The organism is Vibrio sp. SCSIO 43155, from assembly GCF_023716605.1.
In the GTDB taxonomy this organism is placed as follows: domain Bacteria; phylum Pseudomonadota; class Gammaproteobacteria; order Enterobacterales; family Vibrionaceae; genus Vibrio; species Vibrio harveyi.
This window is the reverse complement of record NZ_CP071852.1, coordinates 3174280-3194761: the sequence shown is the minus strand read 5'-3', so window position 1 is coordinate 3194761 and position 20482 is coordinate 3174280. Positions and strand designations below refer to the sequence as shown.

At 45.3% G+C, this 20482-nt stretch carries 19 protein-coding genes and 2 pseudogenes; 18 read left to right on the top strand and 3 right to left on the bottom strand.

Annotated elements, in window-relative coordinates:
• The first annotated feature begins 120 nt into the window (after positions 1–120).
• Positions 121–1029: a DNA-binding transcriptional regulator OxyR gene (gene oxyR / locus J4N44_RS15185; RefSeq protein WP_005451495.1), complete on the top strand. Its 909-nt coding sequence runs from the start codon at positions 121–123 to the stop codon at positions 1027–1029.
• Between the two features lie 66 nt (positions 1030–1095).
• Here the strand turns inward: oxyR and J4N44_RS15180 are convergent, their stop codons facing one another.
• Complete coding sequence (locus J4N44_RS15180) at positions 1096–3666, bottom strand: penicillin-binding protein 1A (RefSeq protein ID WP_050902270.1); 2571 nt, start codon at positions 3664–3666, stop codon at positions 1096–1098.
• 178 nt (positions 3667–3844) lie between these two features.
• Here J4N44_RS15180 and pilM point away from each other — a divergent pair, with 178 nt between their 5' ends.
• The 14 genes and pseudogenes from pilM (at position 3845) to rplI (ending at position 15012) form a co-directional block, all read left to right on the top strand.
• The gene (pilM, locus tag J4N44_RS15175) at positions 3845–4861 is read left to right on the top strand and encodes a type IV pilus assembly protein PilM (protein ID WP_026000383.1); all 1017 of its coding nucleotides are present in this window, start codon (positions 3845–3847) and stop codon (positions 4859–4861) included.
• The gene (locus J4N44_RS15170) at positions 4845–5420 is read left to right on the top strand and encodes a PilN domain-containing protein (protein WP_005451499.1); all 576 of its coding nucleotides are present in this window, start codon (positions 4845–4847) and stop codon (positions 5418–5420) included. Before pilM ends, J4N44_RS15170 begins: the two co-directional genes overlap by 17 nt.
• Positions 5413–6006 carry a type IV pilus inner membrane component PilO gene (locus J4N44_RS15165; protein WP_005451500.1) on the top strand — a complete coding sequence of 198 codons (594 nt, stop codon included), beginning with the start codon at positions 5413–5415 and terminating at the stop codon, positions 6004–6006. The genes J4N44_RS15170 and J4N44_RS15165 overlap by 8 nt, the downstream gene beginning before the upstream one ends.
• Positions 5996–6511 carry a pilus assembly protein PilP gene (locus J4N44_RS15160; RefSeq protein WP_005451501.1) on the top strand — a complete coding sequence of 172 codons (516 nt, stop codon included), beginning with the start codon at positions 5996–5998 and terminating at the stop codon, positions 6509–6511. Before J4N44_RS15165 ends, J4N44_RS15160 begins: the two co-directional genes overlap by 11 nt.
• Positions 6512–6545: 34 nt before the next feature.
• Entirely contained in the window at positions 6546–8297 is a 1752-nt protein-coding gene (locus J4N44_RS15155; protein ID WP_005451505.1) for a type IV pilus secretin PilQ, read from the top strand.
• A 189-nt stretch (positions 8298–8486) separates the two neighbouring features.
• Positions 8487–9005, top strand: coding sequence for a shikimate kinase AroK (gene aroK, locus J4N44_RS15150; RefSeq protein ID WP_005451507.1), 519 nt, complete (start codon positions 8487–8489; stop codon positions 9003–9005).
• A gap of 31 nt (positions 9006–9036) precedes the next feature.
• A complete protein-coding gene (aroB, locus tag J4N44_RS15145) occupies positions 9037–10137 on the top strand; it encodes a 3-dehydroquinate synthase (RefSeq protein ID WP_009697563.1) in 1101 nt (366 codons plus the stop codon).
• 53 nt (positions 10138–10190) lie between these two features.
• Positions 10191–10586 (top strand): annotated as a pseudogene (locus J4N44_RS28270) (ATP-binding protein); the annotation flags it as partial.
• A gap of 525 nt (positions 10587–11111) precedes the next feature.
• Positions 11112–11693 (top strand): annotated as a pseudogene (locus tag J4N44_RS28265) (SPOR domain-containing protein); the annotation flags it as partial.
• A 69-nt stretch (positions 11694–11762) separates the two neighbouring features.
• Complete coding sequence (locus J4N44_RS15135; protein WP_005451513.1) at positions 11763–12602, top strand: Dam family site-specific DNA-(adenine-N6)-methyltransferase; 840 nt, start codon at positions 11763–11765, stop codon at positions 12600–12602.
• A gap of 99 nt (positions 12603–12701) precedes the next feature.
• On the top strand, positions 12702–13373 hold the full coding sequence (rpe, locus tag J4N44_RS15130; protein ID WP_252044613.1) for a ribulose-phosphate 3-epimerase: 672 nt from the start codon (positions 12702–12704) through the stop codon (positions 13371–13373).
• A gap of 257 nt (positions 13374–13630) precedes the next feature.
• On the top strand, positions 13631–14011 hold the full coding sequence (rpsF, locus tag J4N44_RS15125) for a 30S ribosomal protein S6 (protein WP_005451516.1): 381 nt from the start codon (positions 13631–13633) through the stop codon (positions 14009–14011).
• Positions 14012–14299: 288 nt separating this feature from the next.
• Positions 14300–14527 (top strand): 30S ribosomal protein S18, encoded by a 228-nt coding sequence (gene rpsR, locus J4N44_RS15120; protein WP_000090472.1) that lies wholly within the window; start codon positions 14300–14302, stop codon positions 14525–14527.
• A 32-nt stretch (positions 14528–14559) separates the two neighbouring features.
• Positions 14560–15012 (top strand): 50S ribosomal protein L9, encoded by a 453-nt coding sequence (gene rplI, locus J4N44_RS15115; protein WP_005451518.1) that lies wholly within the window; start codon positions 14560–14562, stop codon positions 15010–15012.
• 78 nt (positions 15013–15090) lie between these two features.
• Here rplI and J4N44_RS15110 read toward each other — a convergent pair whose 3' ends face one another.
• Complete coding sequence (locus J4N44_RS15110) at positions 15091–15855, bottom strand: DUF481 domain-containing protein (protein ID WP_009697565.1); 765 nt, start codon at positions 15853–15855, stop codon at positions 15091–15093.
• A 320-nt stretch (positions 15856–16175) separates the two neighbouring features.
• On the opposite strand from J4N44_RS15110, the gene J4N44_RS15105 reads away from it, so the two are divergent.
• The 3 genes from J4N44_RS15105 to J4N44_RS15095 are packed head-to-tail and all read left to right on the top strand — an operon-like array spanning position 16176 to position 19866.
• Positions 16176–17576, top strand: coding sequence for a replicative DNA helicase (locus J4N44_RS15105; protein WP_005451521.1), 1401 nt, complete (start codon positions 16176–16178; stop codon positions 17574–17576).
• Between the two features lie 13 nt (positions 17577–17589).
• Positions 17590–18666, top strand: coding sequence for an alanine racemase (gene alr / locus J4N44_RS15100; RefSeq protein ID WP_005451522.1), 1077 nt, complete (start codon positions 17590–17592; stop codon positions 18664–18666).
• Between the two features lie 3 nt (positions 18667–18669).
• A complete protein-coding gene (locus tag J4N44_RS15095) occupies positions 18670–19866 on the top strand; it encodes a BamA/TamA family outer membrane protein (protein ID WP_005451523.1) in 1197 nt (398 codons plus the stop codon).
• Between the two features lie 51 nt (positions 19867–19917).
• Here J4N44_RS15095 and J4N44_RS15090 read toward each other — a convergent pair whose 3' ends face one another.
• Positions 19918–20337, bottom strand: a complete 420-nt coding sequence (locus J4N44_RS15090) for a secondary thiamine-phosphate synthase enzyme YjbQ (protein ID WP_005451524.1) — start codon at positions 20335–20337, stop codon at positions 19918–19920.
• Positions 20338–20482 lie beyond the last annotated feature (145 nt).

Below are 20482 nucleotides of genomic sequence, written 5' to 3'. Positions count from 1 at the left end.
TGTCGCTCAGTTTCGTTTTGTTGAGCTCATTATTGAAAAAAAACTTTGATAGCTCTAATCGTTTAATGCTATGGTTTTGATAGATTATTTCTATCGCCAAACAAGAAGCGAATCGTACGTATGAATATCCGAGATTTTGAGTACTTGGTGGCGCTTGCGGAGCACAAGCATTTTCGAAAAGCAGCAGAAGCCTGTTTTGTTAGCCAACCAACTTTAAGTGGCCAGATTCGAAAACTGGAAGACGAGCTTGGTACAGCCTTACTAGAAAGGAGCAGCCGTCGAGTGCTGTTTACTGATTCTGGTTTGCAATTGGTGGAGCAAGCAAAACGCATCTTAAGTGAAGTGAAAACTTTCAAAGATATGGCGAGCGGTCAAAGCGGTGCGATGACCGGTCCAATGCATATTGGCTTTATTCCAACCGTTGGTCCTTACCTATTGCCAAAAATAGTCCCTCGACTGAAAGAAGAGTTTCCTGAGTTAGAACTGTTTTTACATGAGGCTCAAACCCACCAACTGGTACGTCAGTTGGAAGAAGGTAAGCTTGATTGCCTTGTACTAGCGTCAGTTGATGAAACAGCTCCGTTTAAAGAGATTGAGGTCTATAACGAGCCGTTGAGTGTTGCTGTACCTTGCGATCACGAATGGGCTGGTTTAGACCATATAGACATGTTGGATCTTAATGGTCGAACCGTTTTGGCGCTAGGAGATGGTCACTGCCTACGCGACCAAGCACTTGGTTTTTGCTTTGCTGCAGGAGCAAAAGATGACGAGCGCTTTAAAGCCACTAGTCTAGAAACATTACGTAATATGGTTGCGGCGGGCGCAGGTATCACGTTATTACCACAGTTATCTGTACCGCATGAGAAGAAGAAGGATGGTGTCTGTTATGTCCCTGCGATTAATCCAACGCCTTCTCGCAGCATTGTTTTAGTTTATCGTCCGGGCTCTCCACTGCGTGCTCGTTTCGAAACCTTGGCTGCAACGATTAAAGGGGTACTAGAGGCTCAGGAAGACTCTATTGCCGCTTAAGCGCAAGTTAATATAGGAAAAGGGAGCCCAATGGCTCCCTTTTTTGTTTTATCTGATGAGTGGTTGTTAGAACAACTCTTCTGAGCCGCTACCACCACCTGAATAGATACTGTCTTCTAAACTGTTACCGACGTACTCAGTTGGCTCAGTTCCTTTCTCAAAATATTCGAACATGGATGAACCATCGACTTTATGAGTCAGAAGACCGCTATCACGATCAATACGAACACGGACGATATCTTCTGGGATGTTTTTCGCTTTTTGAGGCGTACCTTCAAGTGCGACGCGCATGAAATCAATCCAAGCTGGCTCTGCTGTCTTCGCCCCCGATTCCGCACCAGAAATCTGCCCTTTACCAAGGTTGCTGTTCACAGTCGTTCGACCTAGAGTGCGACTGTGATCGTCAAAGCCAACCCATGCAATAGCGACAATGCCCGGACCGTAACCGTTATACCATGTATCTTTTGAATCGTTGGTTGTACCGGTCTTACCGCCAATATCGCGGCGTTCGAGTTTCTGAGCGCGCCAACCTGTGCCGTTCCAACCGGTACCATCACGCCAGCTACCGCCGCCCCAAATGTTGCTGTACATCATCTCACGCATTAAGAATGCGTTTTGTGCTGAAATAACTTGCTTCGCATATTGTGGTGTATCGTCTTCTAAAGCGTTGTCTGATGTTGGCTCATCCATTGCGATATCTTGCTCGCCAAACTCTGCGGCAAACTTATCTTCAACCGGCGCTTCTTGCTCCATTTGAGGGCAATCATGCTGACAGATAACTTTTGGATTGGCTTTAAATAGCACTTCACCGAAAGAGTCTTCAACGTGGTCAATGTAGAATGGTTCAACATAGTAACCACCGTTGGCAAAGACCGAGTAACCTTGTGCTACTTTCATCGGCGTTAAGCTACCCGCACCAAGCGCAATAGTCTCTGAACGCGGCACTTCGTTGATATCAAAACCAAAGCGAGTCAGGTATTCGCGAGTCGCATCTAAGCCTACTTCACGCAAAGTGCGCACCGCCATTACGTTTTTCGATTGTGCTAAACCGATACGTAGACGAGTAGGACCAATGTATGTCGGTGGTGAGTTCTTCGGACGCCATGCCGAACCAGAACCTGCATCCCATTTGTTGATTGGAGCATCGTTAACTAATGATGCCAGCGTTAGACCTTTATTGATCGCAGCAGAGTAGATGAAAGGCTTAATACTTGAACCTACCTGACGGACCGACATGGTCGCACGGTTAAATTTGCTATGGACGAAGTTAAAACCACCAACGAGAGAAAGTACCGCACCATTTTCTGGGTTCATTGCGACAAACGCGGTGTTTGCATTTGGCACTTGGCTCAACTTCCAATTGTTGATGGTGTTGCCATCTTTGTCAGTTGTGCTGACTTCGCGAACCCAAACTTGCTGGCCTACTTCTAGGATCTCTTGCGCTGATTTTGGTGCTGCGCCTTGGCGTTCATCAGTCAGGAACTTACGAGCCCAGCTCATGCCTGTCCAAGCGAGAGTTTGTTCGTCGTTGTTTTTCACCCAAACTTGTGCCGTTTTACCGTCTACTTTGGTCACAACCGCTGGATAAAGTTGACCATATGTTGGCTGCTTCTTCAGATGCTTCTCAATCTGCTCTGTATCCCAAGCAGGTTCGCCTTGTTTCCACAGTACTTTCTCTGCTCCGCGATAGCCGTGACGTTCATCGTAAGCAAGGATATTGTTGATGGATGCTTTGTTTGCTGCGTCTTGAAGCTTGGAATCTACCGTCATGTAAATGTTCAAACCAGACGTATACGCTTTGTCTGCACCGTATTCTTTTACTGCCCAAGAACGTGCTAGTTCTGCGACGTATGGGGCAGACAGTTCGATTTCAGCGCTATGGTAGCGTGCCACAATTGGCTCTGAGCGTGCTTCATCGTATTGCGCTTGAGTGATGTATTTCTCATCCAGCATACGCATCAACACCACATTACGACGCTTTGTCGCTCGCTCTAGTGAGTAAAGTGGGTTCATGGTTGATGGCGCTTTTGGCATACCTGCTAACGTAGCAATCTCGCTGAGAGTCAGTTCATTCAAACTCTTACCGAAATAAACCTGAGCGGCTGCACCAAAACCGTAAGAGCGGTAGCCAAGGAAAATCTTGTTAACGTATAGCTCCATGATCTCTTGCTTTGTCAACAACTGCTCAATGTGAATCGCAATGAAGATCTCTTTTACTTTACGCATGATTTTCTTCTCATTTGATAAGAAGAAGTTACGCGCTAGCTGCTGAGTGATGGTACTCGCACCTTGTTTTGCAGAACCAGATAATGCCACCACAACAGCAGCACGAGTAATACCGATTGGATCGATACCAGGGTGCTCATAAAAGCGGCTATCTTCGGTCGCAATCAGCGCGTGAATCAAATCTTGCGGAATTTCGTCGTAGGTAACAGGAATTCGGCGCTTCTCGCCAAACTGTGCGATCAGTTTCCCATCTTGACTAAAAACCTGCATAGGTGTTTGTAATTCAACATCTTTTAGGGTTGCAACATCTGGCAATTCAGGCTTCACGTACTGATAGAAGCCAAAAATTGTGGTGACTCCAAGAATTATGCAAATCAATGTTAAAAATAATAAACGCTTTATGAACTTCACCGGAGAATCCCTGATTGGTTGAGGCTGTGTAACGGCAAACCCTTGTACTCTTAGGTCAAAAATTTAGCACATAAGAGGTATTAACTCCTATTTGGGTGCTAATAACAACCTTTGCACGAAGAAAATTCTCTGTGCGCTAACTACATAAGCACGCAGGAATTTCGGAGCGAGAGTAGAGATGGATAAGCTATTAGTTACGGGCATAGATATTGGCCATAACAGCCTCAAAGCCGTGGTACTTAAACCCAATGGCAACAGTTACGCCTTATTGGGTTACAAAGAAATAATACTTAAGGAAGGTATTGTCGCTGAAAATAACACCATAAATCATCAAGAAATTGTAAAGACCCTTAAAGAGATAAGAAAAGAGCTGCCATTTTGGGCTCGACGGGTCGCAATTTCTGTTCCTGATAATGCCGTGATCAGCAAGAAGCTGCAAATTGAGCAGAACTTGGAGGAGAGTGAGAAAGAGTTTGCCGTGGTGCAAGCTTTCTCGCATCAATCCCCATTTCCTGTTGAAGAGCTCAGTCTTGATTTTGTAAAGCTTGATGCCGATGAGCAGATGCGTGGAACAGACAGTTATCAAGTATTCGCAACTCGCAAAGATGTCGTTGAAACTCGTGTCGATGCTCTGCAAAAGTCAGGCTTGAAAACCGTGCTGGTGGACGTGCATTCACAAAGTTTAGGGCATATATGGAAACTGGCTGTCGAGCGCTTCCCTGAAAAGAGCAAGTATTGCTTGTTGGATATCAGTGCATTGAGCAGCTCTTTCACCATGTTTACAGAGCAGAGTGAATTGTTCCACAAGGAATTTCCTTACGGCACGCGCACTTCAAATGATCTATTTCAACAAGACCCTCTTGCTGAAGACTCGCAAGTTGCTACTGAGCAGTTTAATCGACAAATCGTTGATCGTGTAAAGCGCCAGATTCAGCTCTATACCTCGATTAATGGAAATCAAGACATCAAAGGCATTTGGTTGTCTGGTGAAGGTGCAGCTACGCCAATGTTAGCAGAAGAACTTTCAAGTCAGTTGGCATTGGAGTGTGAGTTGCTTAATCCGCTCGGTCTATTCGAGATGAAAGTATCGAAACGCAAACGCCGTGCAGCAGATTGGCAGCATTTTACTGCGGCTGCGGGCTTAGCGGTTAGAGGTATTCAATGGCTAGGAGGCAAACATGCTGTATCACATTAACCTCCTTGCGTGGCGTGAGAATCAACGTGAAGAACACCGCCGCCGCTTTCTCAGTTTGATCGTCTTGGGGGTGATTGTTGCGTTGGGCGTGCAATGGGGCATTGGTAAGTTCTATCAATATCAGCAGGATCAACAACAGCAGCGCCTTGATTATTTGGCGCACTATATCTCCCAGCTTGATAAACGAATCGAAGCGATGAAGATTGCTGAACAAGAGCACAGCAAGATCTTGGAGAGGTTAAAGATCGTTGAAGGTTTGCAAAATGGGCGTAATAAGACCACGGAGTTCATGAACCTGATGCCGTCGGTGATCCCTGAAGGAGTCTACGTCGATAAGATCAAAATGAATGATTATGAAATTGAAATCTCGGGTATCTCTGATAGTACACCTCGCTTGGCCACCATGCTCGACAACATGGAGCGTTCAGCCAAGCTGCTAGATGTCGACATGCATTCTATCGTTCATGGTAAAGCGCGTTTTGGGAAAGAGTTTCAGACTTTCAAAGTTTCCTTCATGTTCAAAGACGCCTCGGTGAAAGGAGGTAACCAACATGGTTAATTGGCAAGATCTAGAAATGGATGAGATCGCTGAGTGGCCATTGGTGCCTCAGATAGTAGTGATCTTGTTGTTAGTTGTGCTGATTCAAGGCCTTGGTTATTGGTTTTATTTAAAGCCAGAGCAAGAACAGCTGAATAACCTTATTCAAGAAGAACAAACCTTAAAAGTTGCGTTACGGATCAAAGCGAACAAAGTCGCTGCTTTGCCTCAATTGCAATCGCAACTTGATGAGCTTACTACTCGATACGAATTGCTACTGCAACAACTGCCTGCACAGAAAGAGCTGGCAACCATGTTGGCTTCGGTGAATGAACTCGGAATTGATAATAAGTTGACGTTCACCCGAATCGACTGGGGTGATAAGCAATCAGAACACTTCCTTTATCGTTTACCGCTCGACATTGAGTTGACAGGGGATTTTCATGATATCGGTCGTTTCTCCCAAGCGATTGCGACGTTGCCACGCATCATCACTTTTAAAGACGTGACTTGGCAGCGTGTCAGCCAAGAGAGTGAAACTCTGCACTTTCGTGTGAAAGCAAACACTTACCAGTTCAAACCAGAGGTGAAGAAAGATGAGAAGTAAATCTTTGCTGATGGTGTGTATTGCTGGCGTTTTGACTGCCTGCCAAGCCAATGATGAATCACTGACGGAATTTATTCGTGACGTGGAGAACCAAGCTCGCCGTGATGTCACCAAACTGCAGCCTGTTGAAGAGTATGTTGTCGTTAATTACGAACCAGAAATATTGCGTGCACCTTTCGAATTACCAAAAGAGGCAACGATTGCGACTCAACCTGTTGCAAGAAAAGACTGCTGGCAACCTCCTTCAAGAAAGCGAACTGGCAAATTGGAAAGGTTTCCTCTTGCGCAACTGCGCTTGAAGGGTGTGATGGGTATCGGCAGCAGTGTTTCTGGGTTGGTTCAGGCTCCGAATGGCACTGTTTACAAAGTAAAACCAGGTCAATACCTCGGACGCAACAATGGCAAGGTTACCCATGTATCCCACAACTATTTATTGATTAATGAAACCTTGCCAGACGGTTTGGGCTGTTGGCAAAAACGCAAAGTTAAGTTGGCTTTGAGATAGGCATAGCTGCATTTATTTTTGATATTGAGTAATGATGAAAATGAGACAAGGATTAACACTGACACCAAGGAAGCTAACAGGGCTCTTCTCTTTATGGTTGTTTCTACTTTTAGCCCCTTTAGTCGCAGCGGAAGAAGTAAAGTCTAACTCGCTTAAGAGCATCGACTTCCGTACTAATAAAGATAAAGACGCGGTTATCGTCGTAGAGCTTGCATCGCCAGCTGCTATTGTTGATATCAAGCGTGTGCAAGAAGGTTTAAGTATCGACTTGCTCAATACGTCAGTTAAAGACGATCAGCTTTATCTACTTGATGTAAAAGACTTCTCTACAGTGGTAGAGAGTGTTGAGGTTTTCCGCGATACCTCTACGACGCGTTTGGTCGCTTACATTGATGAAGATTATACCCATGACTATCGCCTCACAGGGCGTTATCTAGAGGTGAAGGTTGGTAAGCTCAAAGCCAACGAAAAAGCACCAGACAAAAGTATTCTGGAAAAAGAAGGCAAGTTGATTTCGATTAACTTCCAAGATATTCCGGTGCGAAATGTGCTGCAGCTTATTGCTGATTACAACCAGTTTAACCTTGTGGTTTCAGACTCAGTTGAAGGGAACCTGACCTTGCGTTTGGACGGTGTACCTTGGCAACAAGTGCTGGATATCATCCTTCAAGTCAAAGGCTTGGATAAGCGTGTAGATGGTAACGTTATTTTGGTTGCTCCGAAGGATGAGCTCGATCTGCGCGAGAAGCAACAACTAGAAAAACAAAAGCTTGAACAAGAAATGGGTGAACTTTCTTCTGAAATTATCAAAGTGAATTTTGCGAAAGCATCGGATATTGCAGAGATGATTAACGGTGAAGGTAACATTAGTATGCTTTCTGATCGTGGCAGCATGACGATTGATGAGCGTACTAACTCATTATTGATCCGTGAGTTGCCGGAGAATATTCAAGTAATTCGTGAAATCATTGAATCATTAGATATTCCAGTAAAACAAGTTCAGATTGAAGCACGTATCGTGACTATCAATGAAGGTAACATGGATGAACTTGGCGTTCGCTGGGGCTTCACATCGATTAATGGTAGTCATACGGTTGGTGGATCGATCGAGAACAACCTTGCAACTATTGGTCTCTACGATGGCGGCGGTGGCGACGGCGATGGTGAAGACGGTGGCGGCAGTGTTGGTATTGATGACTTCCTGAACGTTAACCTTGCTGCAACCAGCCCGAATGCAACCAGTATTGCTTTCCAAGTTGCGAAACTAGGGTCTGATACTTTGTTGGATTTGGAGTTGTCTGCGTTGCAACAAGAATCAAAAGCAGAAATCATTTCTAGTCCGCGTTTAATTACTACCAATAAGAAGCCAGCTTATATTGAACAAGGTACTGAAATTCCTTACCTAGAATCCTCTTCCAGCGGTGCGACATCCGTAACGTTCAAAAAAGCGGTGCTGAGCTTAAAAGTGACACCGCAGATCACGCCTGATAACCGTTTGGTGCTGGATTTGAGTGTTACGCAAGATAGACCGGGTCAAGTGGTAAAAACTGGTACCGGTGAGGCAGTTGCGATTGATACTCAGCGTATTGGCACTCAAGTATTGGTGAATAATGGTGAGACGGTTGTGCTTGGTGGTATTTTCCAACACAGCATTACAAACTCCGTCGATAAGGTACCTTTATTAGGTGATTTACCGCTGTTAGGGGCACTTTTCCGCCGAAGTTACGAAAATGTCGGTAAAAGTGAGTTGCTGATTTTTGTGACGCCTAAAGTGGTGATTCAGTAAGACTCAGCGAGTAAAAAATCGATTAGATCAAAAATAAAGTTGCATTAGTGGCACCATGCTTGGATAATTTCGGGTCTTATCACGAATTATCTGTGAGGAATTGGTGCCACAAGCCTTGTAGAACAGCAGTTTGGCTGTGTGTTTCTTGTGGCGATCTTATTGAATTAACGTTGTAAATTATCGCTAAATATGGCTGAGAAACGTAATATTTTCCTTGTTGGCCCAATGGGTGCCGGCAAAAGTACAATTGGTAGACATCTAGCACAGCAACTGCATATGGAGTTCGTAGACTCTGATACAGTGATCGAAGAACGCACTGGTGCAGACATTGCTTGGGTTTTTGATGTAGAAGGCGAAGAAGGCTTCCGTAAGCGCGAAGAAGCGGTACTTGAAGACCTAACTCAAGAGCAAGGCATCGTGCTAGCAACAGGCGGTGGTTCTGTTAAGAGCAAAGAAAACCGTAACCGTCTTTCAGCACGTGGTGTTGTTGTTTACCTAGAAACAACTATTGAAAAGCAACTTGCGCGTACAAACCGCGACAAGAAGCGTCCTCTACTTCAAACTGAAAACCCTCGTGAAGTGTTGGAAAGTTTGGCAGGCGAACGTAACCCTCTATACGAAGAAGTAGCGGATTACACAGTTCGTACTGACGATCAGAGTGCAAAAGTGGTAGCCAACCAGATCGTAAAAATGCTAGAAGAGAGATAAGCATTTATCTTTTTCAAATTGGAGCACACCGATGGAACGGATTACGGTCAATCTAGCAGAGCGTAGCTACCCAATCTCAATTGGCGCCGGGTTATTTGAAGACCCGGCGTACCTTTCTCAAATTCTTTCAAGCAAAAACGCAAACCAGAAAGTGGTTGTGATCAGTAATGTTACGGTCGCGCCTCTGTATGCGGATAAAATTCTTAGCCAACTAAAACAGCTCGGTTGTGATGCATCCCTGCTTGAATTGCCAGATGGCGAACAATACAAAAGCTTAGACGTATTTAATCAAGTCATGAACTTCCTGCTAGAGGGAAGTTATGCTCGTGATGTGGTGATTATTGCGTTAGGTGGTGGTGTTATTGGCGACTTGGTAGGTTTTGCTTCGGCGTGTTACCAACGTGGTGTTGATTTCATTCAAATCCCAACCACATTATTGTCTCAAGTGGATTCATCAGTAGGTGGTAAAACCGCAGTTAACCATCCGCTGGGCAAAAACATGATTGGTGCCTTCTACCAACCTAAAGCCGTTATCATCGATACCAACTGCCTATCGACACTGCCAGAACGCGAGTTTGCAGCGGGTATTGCAGAAGTGATCAAATACGGCATCATTTACGATCCTGCTTTTTTCGATTGGCTAGAAGAGAATCTAGAACGATTGTATGCACTTGACGAAGAGGCGCTAACTTACGCTATTGCACGTTGTTGTGAAATCAAAGCGGAAGTGGTTGCTCAAGATGAGAAAGAGTCGGGCATTCGAGCGCTGTTGAACCTGGGTCATACCTTTGGTCATGCCATTGAAGCTGAACTTGGCTATGGTAACTGGCTACACGGTGAAGCGGTATCTTCGGGTACGATTATGGCGGCGAAAACATCTCATTTGCGTGGATTAATTTCGCAAGAGCAGCTTGATCGCATCATTTCCATTATGCGCCGAGCAAAACTGCCAGTGCATACGCCAGATAGCATGACTTTTGATGACTTTATGACGCACATGATGCGCGACAAAAAAGTATTGTCTGGTCAATTACGCTTAGTTTTACCTACGGGTATTGGTAGTGCCGAAGTCATTGCTGATACGCCGCAAGACATAATCAAACAAGCTATCGACTTCGGTCGAGACATTTAACCTTGTAATGGCGCCTTGGGGCGTCATTCTTGTAGTTTATTAAGGTTATTTAGATGAGTTTCGCTCACGTTCTTGAATTGGATTCACAAACCGAGTTATTAGACCGATTAGGCTTATTAACTAACTTTGCGTCTAATCTGATCGCTGTTAATGGTCAAGCCGGGTACGGAAAATCTTGGTTGGCACAGCGATACCTTGAGCTCGGTGCCAGTAACAAAAATCAATGTTTGTTACTTTGTCATTCAAATCAAGATGATGTGCAGCATCGCATGCTTATCTTGAGTCAGATCGTCTCGGATGCGTTGTTCAATCAGCAAGATACTTTGCTCGATAGCTTGGAGAGAATCTTAGGTGATGACACGTGCGATATTGCCATCGTGGTCGATGATGCGCATTTGTTGAGTGAAAACCTAGTTTCAGAGTTATGGATGCTAGTGCTTGCAGCGCAAGCAAATCCAAATTGGAAAATCAACGTCTTACTGTTCACGCAAACTGGGCGTTTAGAGTCAGTATTGTCGCGTATTAGCTACGGACAAGAGTACAAGCCAGTTGAACTCGATATTGATATGCTGTCAGAAGTTGAAGCTCGTCGCTTTTTTGAGTCGCTAGTGATTCGATATGTCGATGATGACTCTGAAAAACGCGTTCGAGATGCATTCAAGAAAGTTGACCCGGTACCGGGGGACATCATGGCTTTAGGAGAGATGAAAGTGGAAAAAAGGATCATTATCCGCTCAATTGTCGGTTCGCCCCTTAACATTGCACTCGTTGTGCTGGTATTACTTTTGTTGGCGGCTGGTGGATATTGGTGGATGTATAATCAACCAAGCCCTGATGATAAAGCGCAGCAAATCACTGGAGTCATTGAGCAAACTGCCATTCCAACTCTAAACGAGCCAGAGGCTCAAATCAGTCGTGCAGATTCATCAATGGATGATGGTTCAGAGCCTTCGGATGATACTAACCTGACAGAGGCTACGGATGATTCAGATGCTCTTCCTCCAGCGGTAACGAGTGAAGTAGCGAGTGTCGGCAGCGAAGATAAGCAGCAACGCGTTGTGATTGAGTCGGATGTCGTTGACGCACTTCTAGAAGGCAAGCCTGAAGCAGCCGATACCACTAACATTGAAACGGTTGTCGAAGAATCGATCCCTCAAGCGAAAAGCGCATCAAGTCCCTCATTGATCAATGTGGTTCAAACCGGTCAGCAGCCTGAAGCAGAGAAAGCGACGTCTGGAAAACCGATAGTGAAGTTCTCTTTTGCTCGAGAAGAGCTGAAAGCACTATCGCCTCGTGCTTACACTTTACAGTTGGGTGCAATGACGGCGATGGAGGATGTACAAGCGTTCCTTGATAAGTACGACTTAAATGGTCAGGTGAGAATTTATCCAACCGTTCGTAGCGGAACAGAGTGGTACATTATCACTTACCAAGATTACCCTACGATTCAGCTGGCGCGAGACGCTGTTGAAAGCTTGCCAGATGCACTTAAATCGGTGAGTCCATGGGCAAAATCACTGGGTCAAGTACATCGAGAAATTGATCGCGTGAAATAATCCTGAGCTTCGTTGAAAAATATGTTACATTCCGCAGCCTTAATTTTTGGTCGATAGATAGAGCAGTAGATGAAAAAGCAACGAGCCTTTCTTAAGTGGGCAGGAGGAAAATACGGTCTGGTTGAAGACATCCAACGTCATTTACCACCGGCTCGAAAGCTAGTTGAACCTTTTGTTGGTGCTGGCTCGGTTTTTCTAAATACCGACTATGACCACTATCTACTGGCGGATATTAACCCCGACCTGATTAATCTCTATAACTTACTAAAAGAGCGTCCTGAAGAGTACATCTCAGAAGCGAAGCGCTGGTTTGTTGCAGAGAACAATCGCAAAGAAGCGTACTTGAATATTCGCGCCGAGTTTAATAAAACAGATGACGTGATGTACCGCTCGTTGGCGTTCCTATACATGAACCGCTTTGGCTTTAATGGCTTATGTCGTTATAACAAAAAAGGCGGCTTTAATGTCCCGTTTGGTTCTTACAAAAAGCCTTATTTCCCAGAAGCGGAGCTAGAATTCTTTGCTGAAAAAGCAAAGAAAGCGACGTTCGTATGTGAAGGTTACCCAGAAACGTTCAGTCGAGCGCGTAAAGGTAGTGTGGTTTATTGCGATCCACCGTACGCACCGTTGTCGAACACGGCGAACTTTACCTCTTATGCTGGCAACGGCTTTACGCTGGATGATCAAGCTGCATTGGCTGATATTGCAGAGAAAGCCGCAACTGAACGTGGTATCCCTGTTCTGATCTCAAACCATGACACGACATTAACGCGTCGCCTTTATCATGGTGCGGAGCTTAATGTCGTAAAAGTGAAGCGAACCATCAGTCGTAATGGCAGTGGCCGTAATAAAGTTGACGAGTTGCTGGCGCTATTTCGTGCACCTGACGCGGACAAATCTGACTCTTAATTCTCACACTATTGCATTGAAATAGTGGATCTCCCCACTGGCTTCGGTAGAATTGCGCGCAAATTGTTTGCTGTTTGCTCGCCACTACTGAGGTCAGGTATGAAAGATTTTCTAATTGCTCCATCCATTTTATCGGCTGATTTTGCTCGTCTCGGTGAAGACGTAGAGAAAGTTCTCGCAGCGGGTGCGGATGTGGTGCACTTCGACGTTATGGATAACCACTATGTACCAAACCTGACTTTTGGTGCTCCAGTGTGTAAAGCGCTACGTGATTACGGCATCACAGCTCCAATTGATGTACACCTAATGGTGAAGCCAGTCGATCGCATCATTCCTGATTTCGCGAAAGCAGGTGCATCAATGATTACTTTCCACGTTGAGGCATCTGAGCACGTAGACCGTACGCTTCAACTAATCAAGGAGCACGGCTGTAAAGCTGGCGTGGTTCTAAACCCTGCAACCCCACTTGCTCACCTTGAGTTCATTATGGATAAAGTTGACTTGATCCTACTGATGTCAGTTAACCCAGGTTTTGGTGGTCAATCATTCATTCCTCACACATTAGATAAACTGCGCGCAGTGCGTAAGATGATTGATGAGTCTGGTCGTGATATTCGCCTAGAAATCGATGGTGGTGTGAAGATGGACAACATTCGTGAAATCGCAGAAGCGGGCGCAGATATGTTTGTTGCGGGCTCTGCGATTTTTAGTGAGCCAGATTACAAGCAAGTGATCGATAAAATGCGTGCTGAGCTTGCAGAAGCAAAATAAGCGCGGATAAACACGCTCTTAAACTAGCGCGTTAACGCTATGATTTGAAAGGCTGCCACCGTACCGGCAGCCTTTGTTGTTTCTAGCGCGAACCGAGAAAAAATATCCATCGCGGTGTGCAAATAATCACTTGCCTATTTTGCGTCCTTTCTGTACTATTCGTGCTCCTTAAAACTCAGTCAACTTTCTTTAGTTCCTTGCTTCCTCTGGACGACTGAGCCATTTGTGGAAGCTGAATAATCCGTAAGGAGCAACCAATGCGTCATTACGAAATCGTATTCATGGTGCACCCAGATCAAAGCGAGCAAGTTGCTGGCATGATCGAGCGTTACACTGGTTCAATCACTGAAGCTGGCGGTAAAATCCACCGTCTAGAAGACTGGGGTCGCCGTCAACTGGCTTACCCAATCAACAAGCTTCACAAAGCTCACTACGTTCTAATGAACGTTGAAGCTGACCAAGCTGTAATCGATGAGCTAGAAACTGCTTTCCGTTTCAACGATGCAGTTCTACGTAACATGATCATGCGTACTAAAGCGGCTATCACTGAGCAATCTATCATGCTTAAGCAGAAAGAAGAGCGTGCTCCTCGTCGCGAAGAGCGTGCTGAAGCTAAGCCAGAAGCAGCTGCTGAGTAATTTTTCTTTTGACCATCCGGATGGTGCTACTTGGCTTCATTGTCAAATTGCCCATTCGTAATTAAGCCTATTGATAATAAGACACTGTTGGTTTCGGATAGAGTTTTACTCTGCAGATTTAGACAGGTAGTCGTCACTGGGCTTAGGTCACAAGTATTCACTCAGATTTAGTACAAGGCAGTAGCATTAAGATAAGTGAGCTTATCACTTGTCACTCCAATCGAAAGATTTAGGAAGTTAGTGTTATCGCCGACAACATTACTCAAATTTAAGATCAGGAGATAGCCCATGGCTCGTTTCTTCCGTCGTCGTAAATTCTGCCGTTTCACTGCAGAAGGCGTACAAGAGATTGATTACAAAGACGTAGCAACTCTTAAAAACTACATCACTGAAGCTGGTAAAATCGTTCCTAGCCGTATCACTGGTACAAGCGCTAAATACCAACGTCAACTAGCTCGCGCTATCAAGCGTTCACGCTACCTAGCTCTACTACCGTACACTGATAAGCATCAGTAATCGGTCGTTTTATTAAGAAAGAGGATTAAGCAATGCAAGTTATTCTACTTGATAAAATCGGTAACCTAGGTGGTCTTGGCGACACAGTAAACGTTAAATCTGGCTACGCACGTAACTTCCTTATCCCTCAAGGTAAAGCAGTTATGGCGACTAAAGGCAACGTTGAAATGTTCGAAGCTCGTCGCGCTGAACTAGAAGCTAAAGTTGCTGAGCAACTAGCTGCTGCTGAAGCACGTGCTGAGAAAGTTAACGCTCTAGAAGCAGTTGTTCTTGCTTCTAAAGCTGGTGACGAAGGCAAACTATTCGGTTCTATCGGTACTCGTGACATCGCTGAAGCTATCACAGCTGCAGGCGTTGAAGTTGCTAAGAGCGAAGTTCGCCTTCCTGAAGGTGCTCTACGTAACACTGGTGAGTTCGAGATCAGCGTTCAACTTCACTCTGAAGTTTTCGCTACAATCAACCTACAAGTTGTTGCTGCTGAGTAATTCAGTACCAAGCGAAATAGTAAAAAGCACCTCCTCGGAGGTGCTTTTTTTATGTCTGAATATGATGAAAAGCGGGAGTTAGAAAGCAAACAAAAGGTTGACGGAAAATACACTATCCGCCTTGCTCAAGCCCTCTGGCACTTTATCGTGATATTGGCGAGAGTGCGCTAATTTAAGAGCAATGTCTTCGGTAATGTCATTGGTAACACTAAGATCACTGTCGACACGCGTGTTACTTCTACCACTCACTAACGTGATATCTGCAGAAAGGCTCAAGTTATCAAGTGCGTGCCACGTGGTATTGATGTTACCACGCAAGATCCCTTCTTGAACGATATCTGGAAAGACGATGTCATCATCATCAATCTCATCTAAATTTGGCTCTTGGTAGCGAAAACCAGGACCAATTTCTGCCTCAAGGGTGAAGTTTTCAGTATAAGCGAACTGGTAACCCAGACCGCCAGAAAGAGTGTAGTCTTTAAAGTAAGCACTGTAGCGTGAATCAACCCCTTTAAAACTGCCATACAAGTATGTCTTTGGACCTAACTTGTAGTCGGTTTGTGCGCTATAGGTCGAAGAGCGTTTGTCTTCTTCGCCATCTTTGTAAAGGTTGTAGTACTTCCATTCGCCATTAGAACGGTGGCGACCAGAAGTGTATTCAGCACTCAGACGAGCATTCAGGGAACGAGAGTCCGTGTTACCTGTGTGAGCTTGATAGCCGAACTCGACCTCAGTTTTTAGAGGATCGGGCACTTCAATTTCTTGCTCTGGCTTTACTGATTCTTCAGCGTACGATGCTCCCGTGCAAAGTAAGCTAAAGCCAAGTAACCAGTATCGGGACACAAAAACCTCGAACGTAAATAAAAAGGAGGGGCATGATACTGATACAGATGTTTTATTGGGTCAATGATAGGTTAATTTTTATTAGACCTAAGCGGTAGAACCTTGTTAGACACCTTTATGAAGGCGTTAAACTTTACAAACAATATGCTTCAGTACGGATTGATGAGATTCTATCGTAATCGAACAAATTCGCACTATAAAAAGCCACTTTTTAGTTCTTCACTTGTGGAATTCTTAACAAGTAATTGTCTCATGAGGGAAGCATCTTAGCTAAGTTTAAGGTTATAATCTTGGGTCATTAGTAGTTATCGAGCAAAGTCATGGCGGAAAACAGAAATCGCAAACCTTCAGACAGTCAGGTCGAAGCACTCAAGGTGCCACCTCACTCGCTAGAAGCTGAGCAATCAGTAATTGGCGGTCTATTACTAGACAATGAACGTTGGGACACCGTAGCCGAACGTGTTGTAAGTAGTGATTTCTATAGTCGTCCCCATCGCCTGATTTTTGAAGGGGTTAAAACCATTCTTGAAGATGGTAAGCCTCTCGACTTGATCACGTTATCTGAACACCTAGAGCGTCACGAACAATTGGAAGACGTGGGTGGTTTTGCCTACCTTGCTGATCTTGCCAAAAACACCCCAAGTGCGGCGAACATTAACGCATATGCTGATATTGTCGCGGAGCGCGCGATTGTACGTGGTTTGATTGGTGTCGCGAACGAAATCGCTGATGCTGGTTACGATCCTCAAGGTCGAAGCTCAGAAGACTTAATTGATATGGCGGAGAGTAAAGTTTTCGCCATTGCAGAATCACGCACTAGCGAGAATGAAGGTCCACAAAACGTGGATAACATTCTGGAGAAAACACTAGAGCGAATTGAGATTCTATATAAAACCCCGCAAGACGGTGTGACGGGGGTAACGACCGGCTTTAATGACCTCAACAAGAAAACGGCAGGTCTACAAGGTTCGGATTTGGTTATCGTGGCGGCGCGTCCATCGATGGGTAAAACTACCTTTGCGATGAACTTGTGTGAAAACGCGGCGATGAGCCAAGACAAACCTGTACTTATCTTCTCGTTAGAGATGCCTGCTGAACAGCTGATGATGCGTATGTTGGCGTCCTTATCTCGTGTTGACCAAACGAAGATTCGTACTGGTCAGCTAGATGATGAAGATTGGGCGCGAATTTCTTCTACCATGGGCATTCTTATGGACAAGAAGAACATGTACATTGATGACAGTTCAGGTTTAACGCCAACCGAAGTGCGATCTCGTGCTCGTCGTATCGCTCGTGAGCATGGTGGTTTGTCCATGATCATGGTCGACTACCTTCAGCTAATGCGTGTGCCTGCTCTTTCGGATAACCGTACCTTGGAAATCGCGGAAATCTCGCGCTCGCTTAAAGCGTTGGCGAAAGAATTGAATGTGCCTGTCGTTGCGCTATCACAGCTAAACCGTTCCCTAGAGCAACGCGCAGATAAGCGTCCGGTTAACTCAGACTTGCGTGAATCGGGCTCTATCGAGCAGGATGCCGACTTGATCATGTTTATTTACCGTGACGAGGTTTACCACCCTGACAGCCCATACAAAGGCACGGCAGAAATCATTATTGGTAAGCAACGTAACGGTCCTATCGGTTCGGTTCGCTTAACATTCCAAGGTCAACACTCGCGCTTTGATAACTACGCGGGTCCAGCATTTGATATTGATGATGAGTAATGCAATGAGCTACATGAAAGCCGCGATGGCATGCATTGACTTGTCAGCACTGCAGCACAACTTACAGCGAGTAAAAGAACAAGCACCAGACAGCAAAGTGATGGCCGTGGTGAAGGCGAATGGCTACGGTCATGGTCTTCGTCATGTAGCTAAACACGCTACTCATGCGGATGCTTTTGGTGTTGCTCGTATCGAAGAAGCCCTTCAGTTACGCGCTTGTGGCGTAGTAAAGCCGATTCTTTTACTTGAAGGTTTTTACTCGCCAGGTGATTTGCCTGTATTGGTGACGAATAACATTCAAACGGTCGTCCACTGTGAAGAGCAGTTGACTGCGTTGGAGCAAGCAGAGCTTGAAACGCCAGTTGTCGTTTGGCTCAAAATCGATAGTGGCATGCACCGACTTGGTGTGCGTCCAGAGCAGTACGATGAATTCATCACACGCCTTAAAGAGTGTCCAAACGTGGCGAAACCGCTACGTTACATGAGTCACTTTGGCTGTGCCGATGAGCTAGGTAATAGTATTACGACAGAGCAGATCGACTTATTTATGTCGCTTACCGCAGGCTGTCAAGGAGAGCGCTCTTTAGCGGCATCGGCAGGTCTGCTTGCATGGCCGCAGAGTCAACTTGATTGGGTTCGTCCTGGAATCATCATGTACGGCGTGTCTCCATTTGATGATAAAACGGCACAAGACATGGGCTATAAACCCGTCATGACACTGAAATCGCACTTAATCGCGGTACGTGAAGTGAAGAAAGGTGAAAGTGTCGGCTATGGTGGCATGTGGACCAGTGAGCGAGATACTAAAGTCGGTGTCATTGCTGTTGGGTACGGAGATGGTTATCCACGAACAGCACCGAATGGTACGCCAGTTCTTGTTAACGGACGCAAAGTACCAATTGCAGGTCGCGTTTCTATGGATATGCTGACGGTCGATTTAGGTCCAGACGCGACTGATAAAGTAAGCGACGAAGCTATTTTGTGGGGTATGGATTTACCAGTAGAAGAAGTGGCGAGTCACATCGGCACTATCGCTTATGAATTGGTGACTAAACTGACTTCTCGCGTCGAAATGGAATATTCGAAGTAACCCATGAAGAAAAGATTATTCTCAGTGCTGGCATTCTCTGCCAGCCTTTTTTTATCCCCGCAGATAGTCGCGAAAGAGAAAGACTCAGCATTTGTTCCGTTCTATTTCAGTACGGATACCATGGGTAGCACGATCGGTTTAGCTGGTGTGGCAAAAGGTGTTGGTCAACCTCAAGCTGCATTGTTTGGTATGGGGCTGTATTCTGAGAAAGATAGCTATGTCGGTTTTCTTTCTGCCTTCAACTACGCTTTGTCATCAAATCTTTTGTTTAGCACGCAAATGTATCAAGCGCGCTTTAACGACAACCCATATTACTTAGACAATCAAGGTTCAAACAACTCTTCAACGGAAGACAAAACGATAACCAATGGGGATGAAGAGAACTATAAACTCGAGTTCAAGTATTTGCTTCCTTGGGGTAACGTTCGTGAACATGGGTTACTTGGTGCATTCCAACCTATTCGCGATGTAAGTTTTGCTTCTCCGGTCGATTCTGGTGTCAGCTCAATTATCTTCACGCCGTTTTATTCTTCTCGTGAATTAGATATCTACAACGATAAGAAAGAAGAAGCAACAGGGTTTAGCCTGACATTTGACTGGGACAACCGCGACAGTGTGCGTAATACCACGCGAGGCTCCCATACCTCGTTTGATTTAACCACAGGAGCAGACAGCTTACAGTCGGAAGACTTATGGCTAAAGTGGGAGTTCCAAAACAGTCAGTACTATTCCCTAGGTCCGTTAGGTGATTGGTTTGATCAGCAAGTTCTGGCATTCGATTTCTATACTGCAGATACACCGACATGGAATCAGTGCGATGGCGCAGTATGTAGTCGTCCTCCAGAGCAGGAGCAAGTTCGCTTGGGTGGCTTGTATCGCTTGCGTGGTTATACGGCGGGTCGTTACCATGGACGCAGCGCGATTCACTATTCTGCGGAATACCGCGTATTGCCAGACTGGCAGCCGCTTGATGATATTCCTCTGATCAACTACTACGACTTACCTTGGTGGCAATGGGTAGCGTTTGTTGAAGTGGGGCGAGTCGCGGACGATTATGACCTCAAGACATTGCATGAAGACATGAAATGGAACGTCGGTGGCGCAGTACGCTTCCAAGTGGAAGGGATTGTTGTTCGTGCCGAGATGGCAAAAGGTGCCGATGAAGGTACTTTCCGAGTCATGATAAACCAACCGTTCTAACTCGATATAAAACAAAGGCTAACCCTGAGGTTAGCCTTTGTTGTCTCTAAGCTATTCGCCGTTGATGGTGGCGATAATGCGTCGGCTGCCACCGTAGTCTCGATGCTCGCCTAAGTAAATGCCCTGCCATGTTCCCAACGCTAATTGACCGCTTTGAATAGGAATTGTCACACTGCTGCCAAGTAAAGACGCTTTTATATGAGCTGGCATGTCATCATCACCTTCATAAGTGTGTTGGTAGTAAGGGGCGCGCTCAGGCACAAACTTATTGAAGTGGGCTTCCATATCCATGCGTACTGTTGGGTCGGCATTTTCATTTAAAGTCAAACTGGCAGACGTATGCTGAATGAATAAATGTAACAAACCTACTGAAAGCGATTGGATTTGTGGTAATTGTTGTTCAATTTCATCAGTGACCAGATGAAAGCCTCGGCTACGTGCTTTTAATTGCAGAGTTTTTTGTGCCCACATATGCGTTCCTTTGGAAAAATTTGGTTTGGCGTCTATCCTAATCCAATTAGAGCCTGTCATTAGTAAATGATATGATTCCCAACGTCATAAATGAATTGTTTAAATTCGAAACAGGGAACGTGACCTAACTCAATGTGAGTGTAAG

What these genes read in the sequence shown, in the direction of transcription:
- oxyR (WP_005451495.1), top strand. Translation starts at nt 121, where the DNA reads ATGAATATCCGAGATTTTGAGTACTTGGTGGCGCTTGCGGAGCACAAG.
- pilM (WP_026000383.1), top strand. Translation starts at nt 3,845, where the DNA reads ATGGATAAGCTATTAGTTACGGGCATAGATATTGGCCATAACAGCCTC.
- J4N44_RS15170 (WP_005451499.1), top strand. Translation starts at nt 4,845, where the DNA reads ATGCTGTATCACATTAACCTCCTTGCGTGGCGTGAGAATCAACGTGAA.
- J4N44_RS15165 (WP_005451500.1), top strand. Translation starts at nt 5,413, where the DNA reads ATGGTTAATTGGCAAGATCTAGAAATGGATGAGATCGCTGAGTGGCCA.
- J4N44_RS15160 (WP_005451501.1), top strand. Translation starts at nt 5,996, where the DNA reads ATGAGAAGTAAATCTTTGCTGATGGTGTGTATTGCTGGCGTTTTGACT.
- J4N44_RS15155 (WP_005451505.1), top strand. Translation starts at nt 6,546, where the DNA reads ATGAAAATGAGACAAGGATTAACACTGACACCAAGGAAGCTAACAGGG.
- aroK (WP_005451507.1), top strand. Translation starts at nt 8,487, where the DNA reads ATGGCTGAGAAACGTAATATTTTCCTTGTTGGCCCAATGGGTGCCGGC.
- aroB (WP_009697563.1), top strand. Translation starts at nt 9,037, where the DNA reads ATGGAACGGATTACGGTCAATCTAGCAGAGCGTAGCTACCCAATCTCA.
- J4N44_RS15135 (WP_005451513.1), top strand. Translation starts at nt 11,763, where the DNA reads ATGAAAAAGCAACGAGCCTTTCTTAAGTGGGCAGGAGGAAAATACGGT.
- rpe (WP_252044613.1), top strand. Translation starts at nt 12,702, where the DNA reads ATGAAAGATTTTCTAATTGCTCCATCCATTTTATCGGCTGATTTTGCT.
- rpsF (WP_005451516.1), top strand. Translation starts at nt 13,631, where the DNA reads ATGCGTCATTACGAAATCGTATTCATGGTGCACCCAGATCAAAGCGAG.
- rpsR (WP_000090472.1), top strand. Translation starts at nt 14,300, where the DNA reads ATGGCTCGTTTCTTCCGTCGTCGTAAATTCTGCCGTTTCACTGCAGAA.
- rplI (WP_005451518.1), top strand. Translation starts at nt 14,560, where the DNA reads ATGCAAGTTATTCTACTTGATAAAATCGGTAACCTAGGTGGTCTTGGC.
- J4N44_RS15105 (WP_005451521.1), top strand. Translation starts at nt 16,176, where the DNA reads ATGGCGGAAAACAGAAATCGCAAACCTTCAGACAGTCAGGTCGAAGCA.
- alr (WP_005451522.1), top strand. Translation starts at nt 17,590, where the DNA reads ATGAAAGCCGCGATGGCATGCATTGACTTGTCAGCACTGCAGCACAAC.
- J4N44_RS15095 (WP_005451523.1), top strand. Translation starts at nt 18,670, where the DNA reads ATGAAGAAAAGATTATTCTCAGTGCTGGCATTCTCTGCCAGCCTTTTT.
- J4N44_RS15090 (WP_005451524.1), bottom strand. Translation starts at nt 20,337, where the DNA reads ATGTGGGCACAAAAAACTCTGCAATTAAAAGCACGTAGCCGAGGCTTT.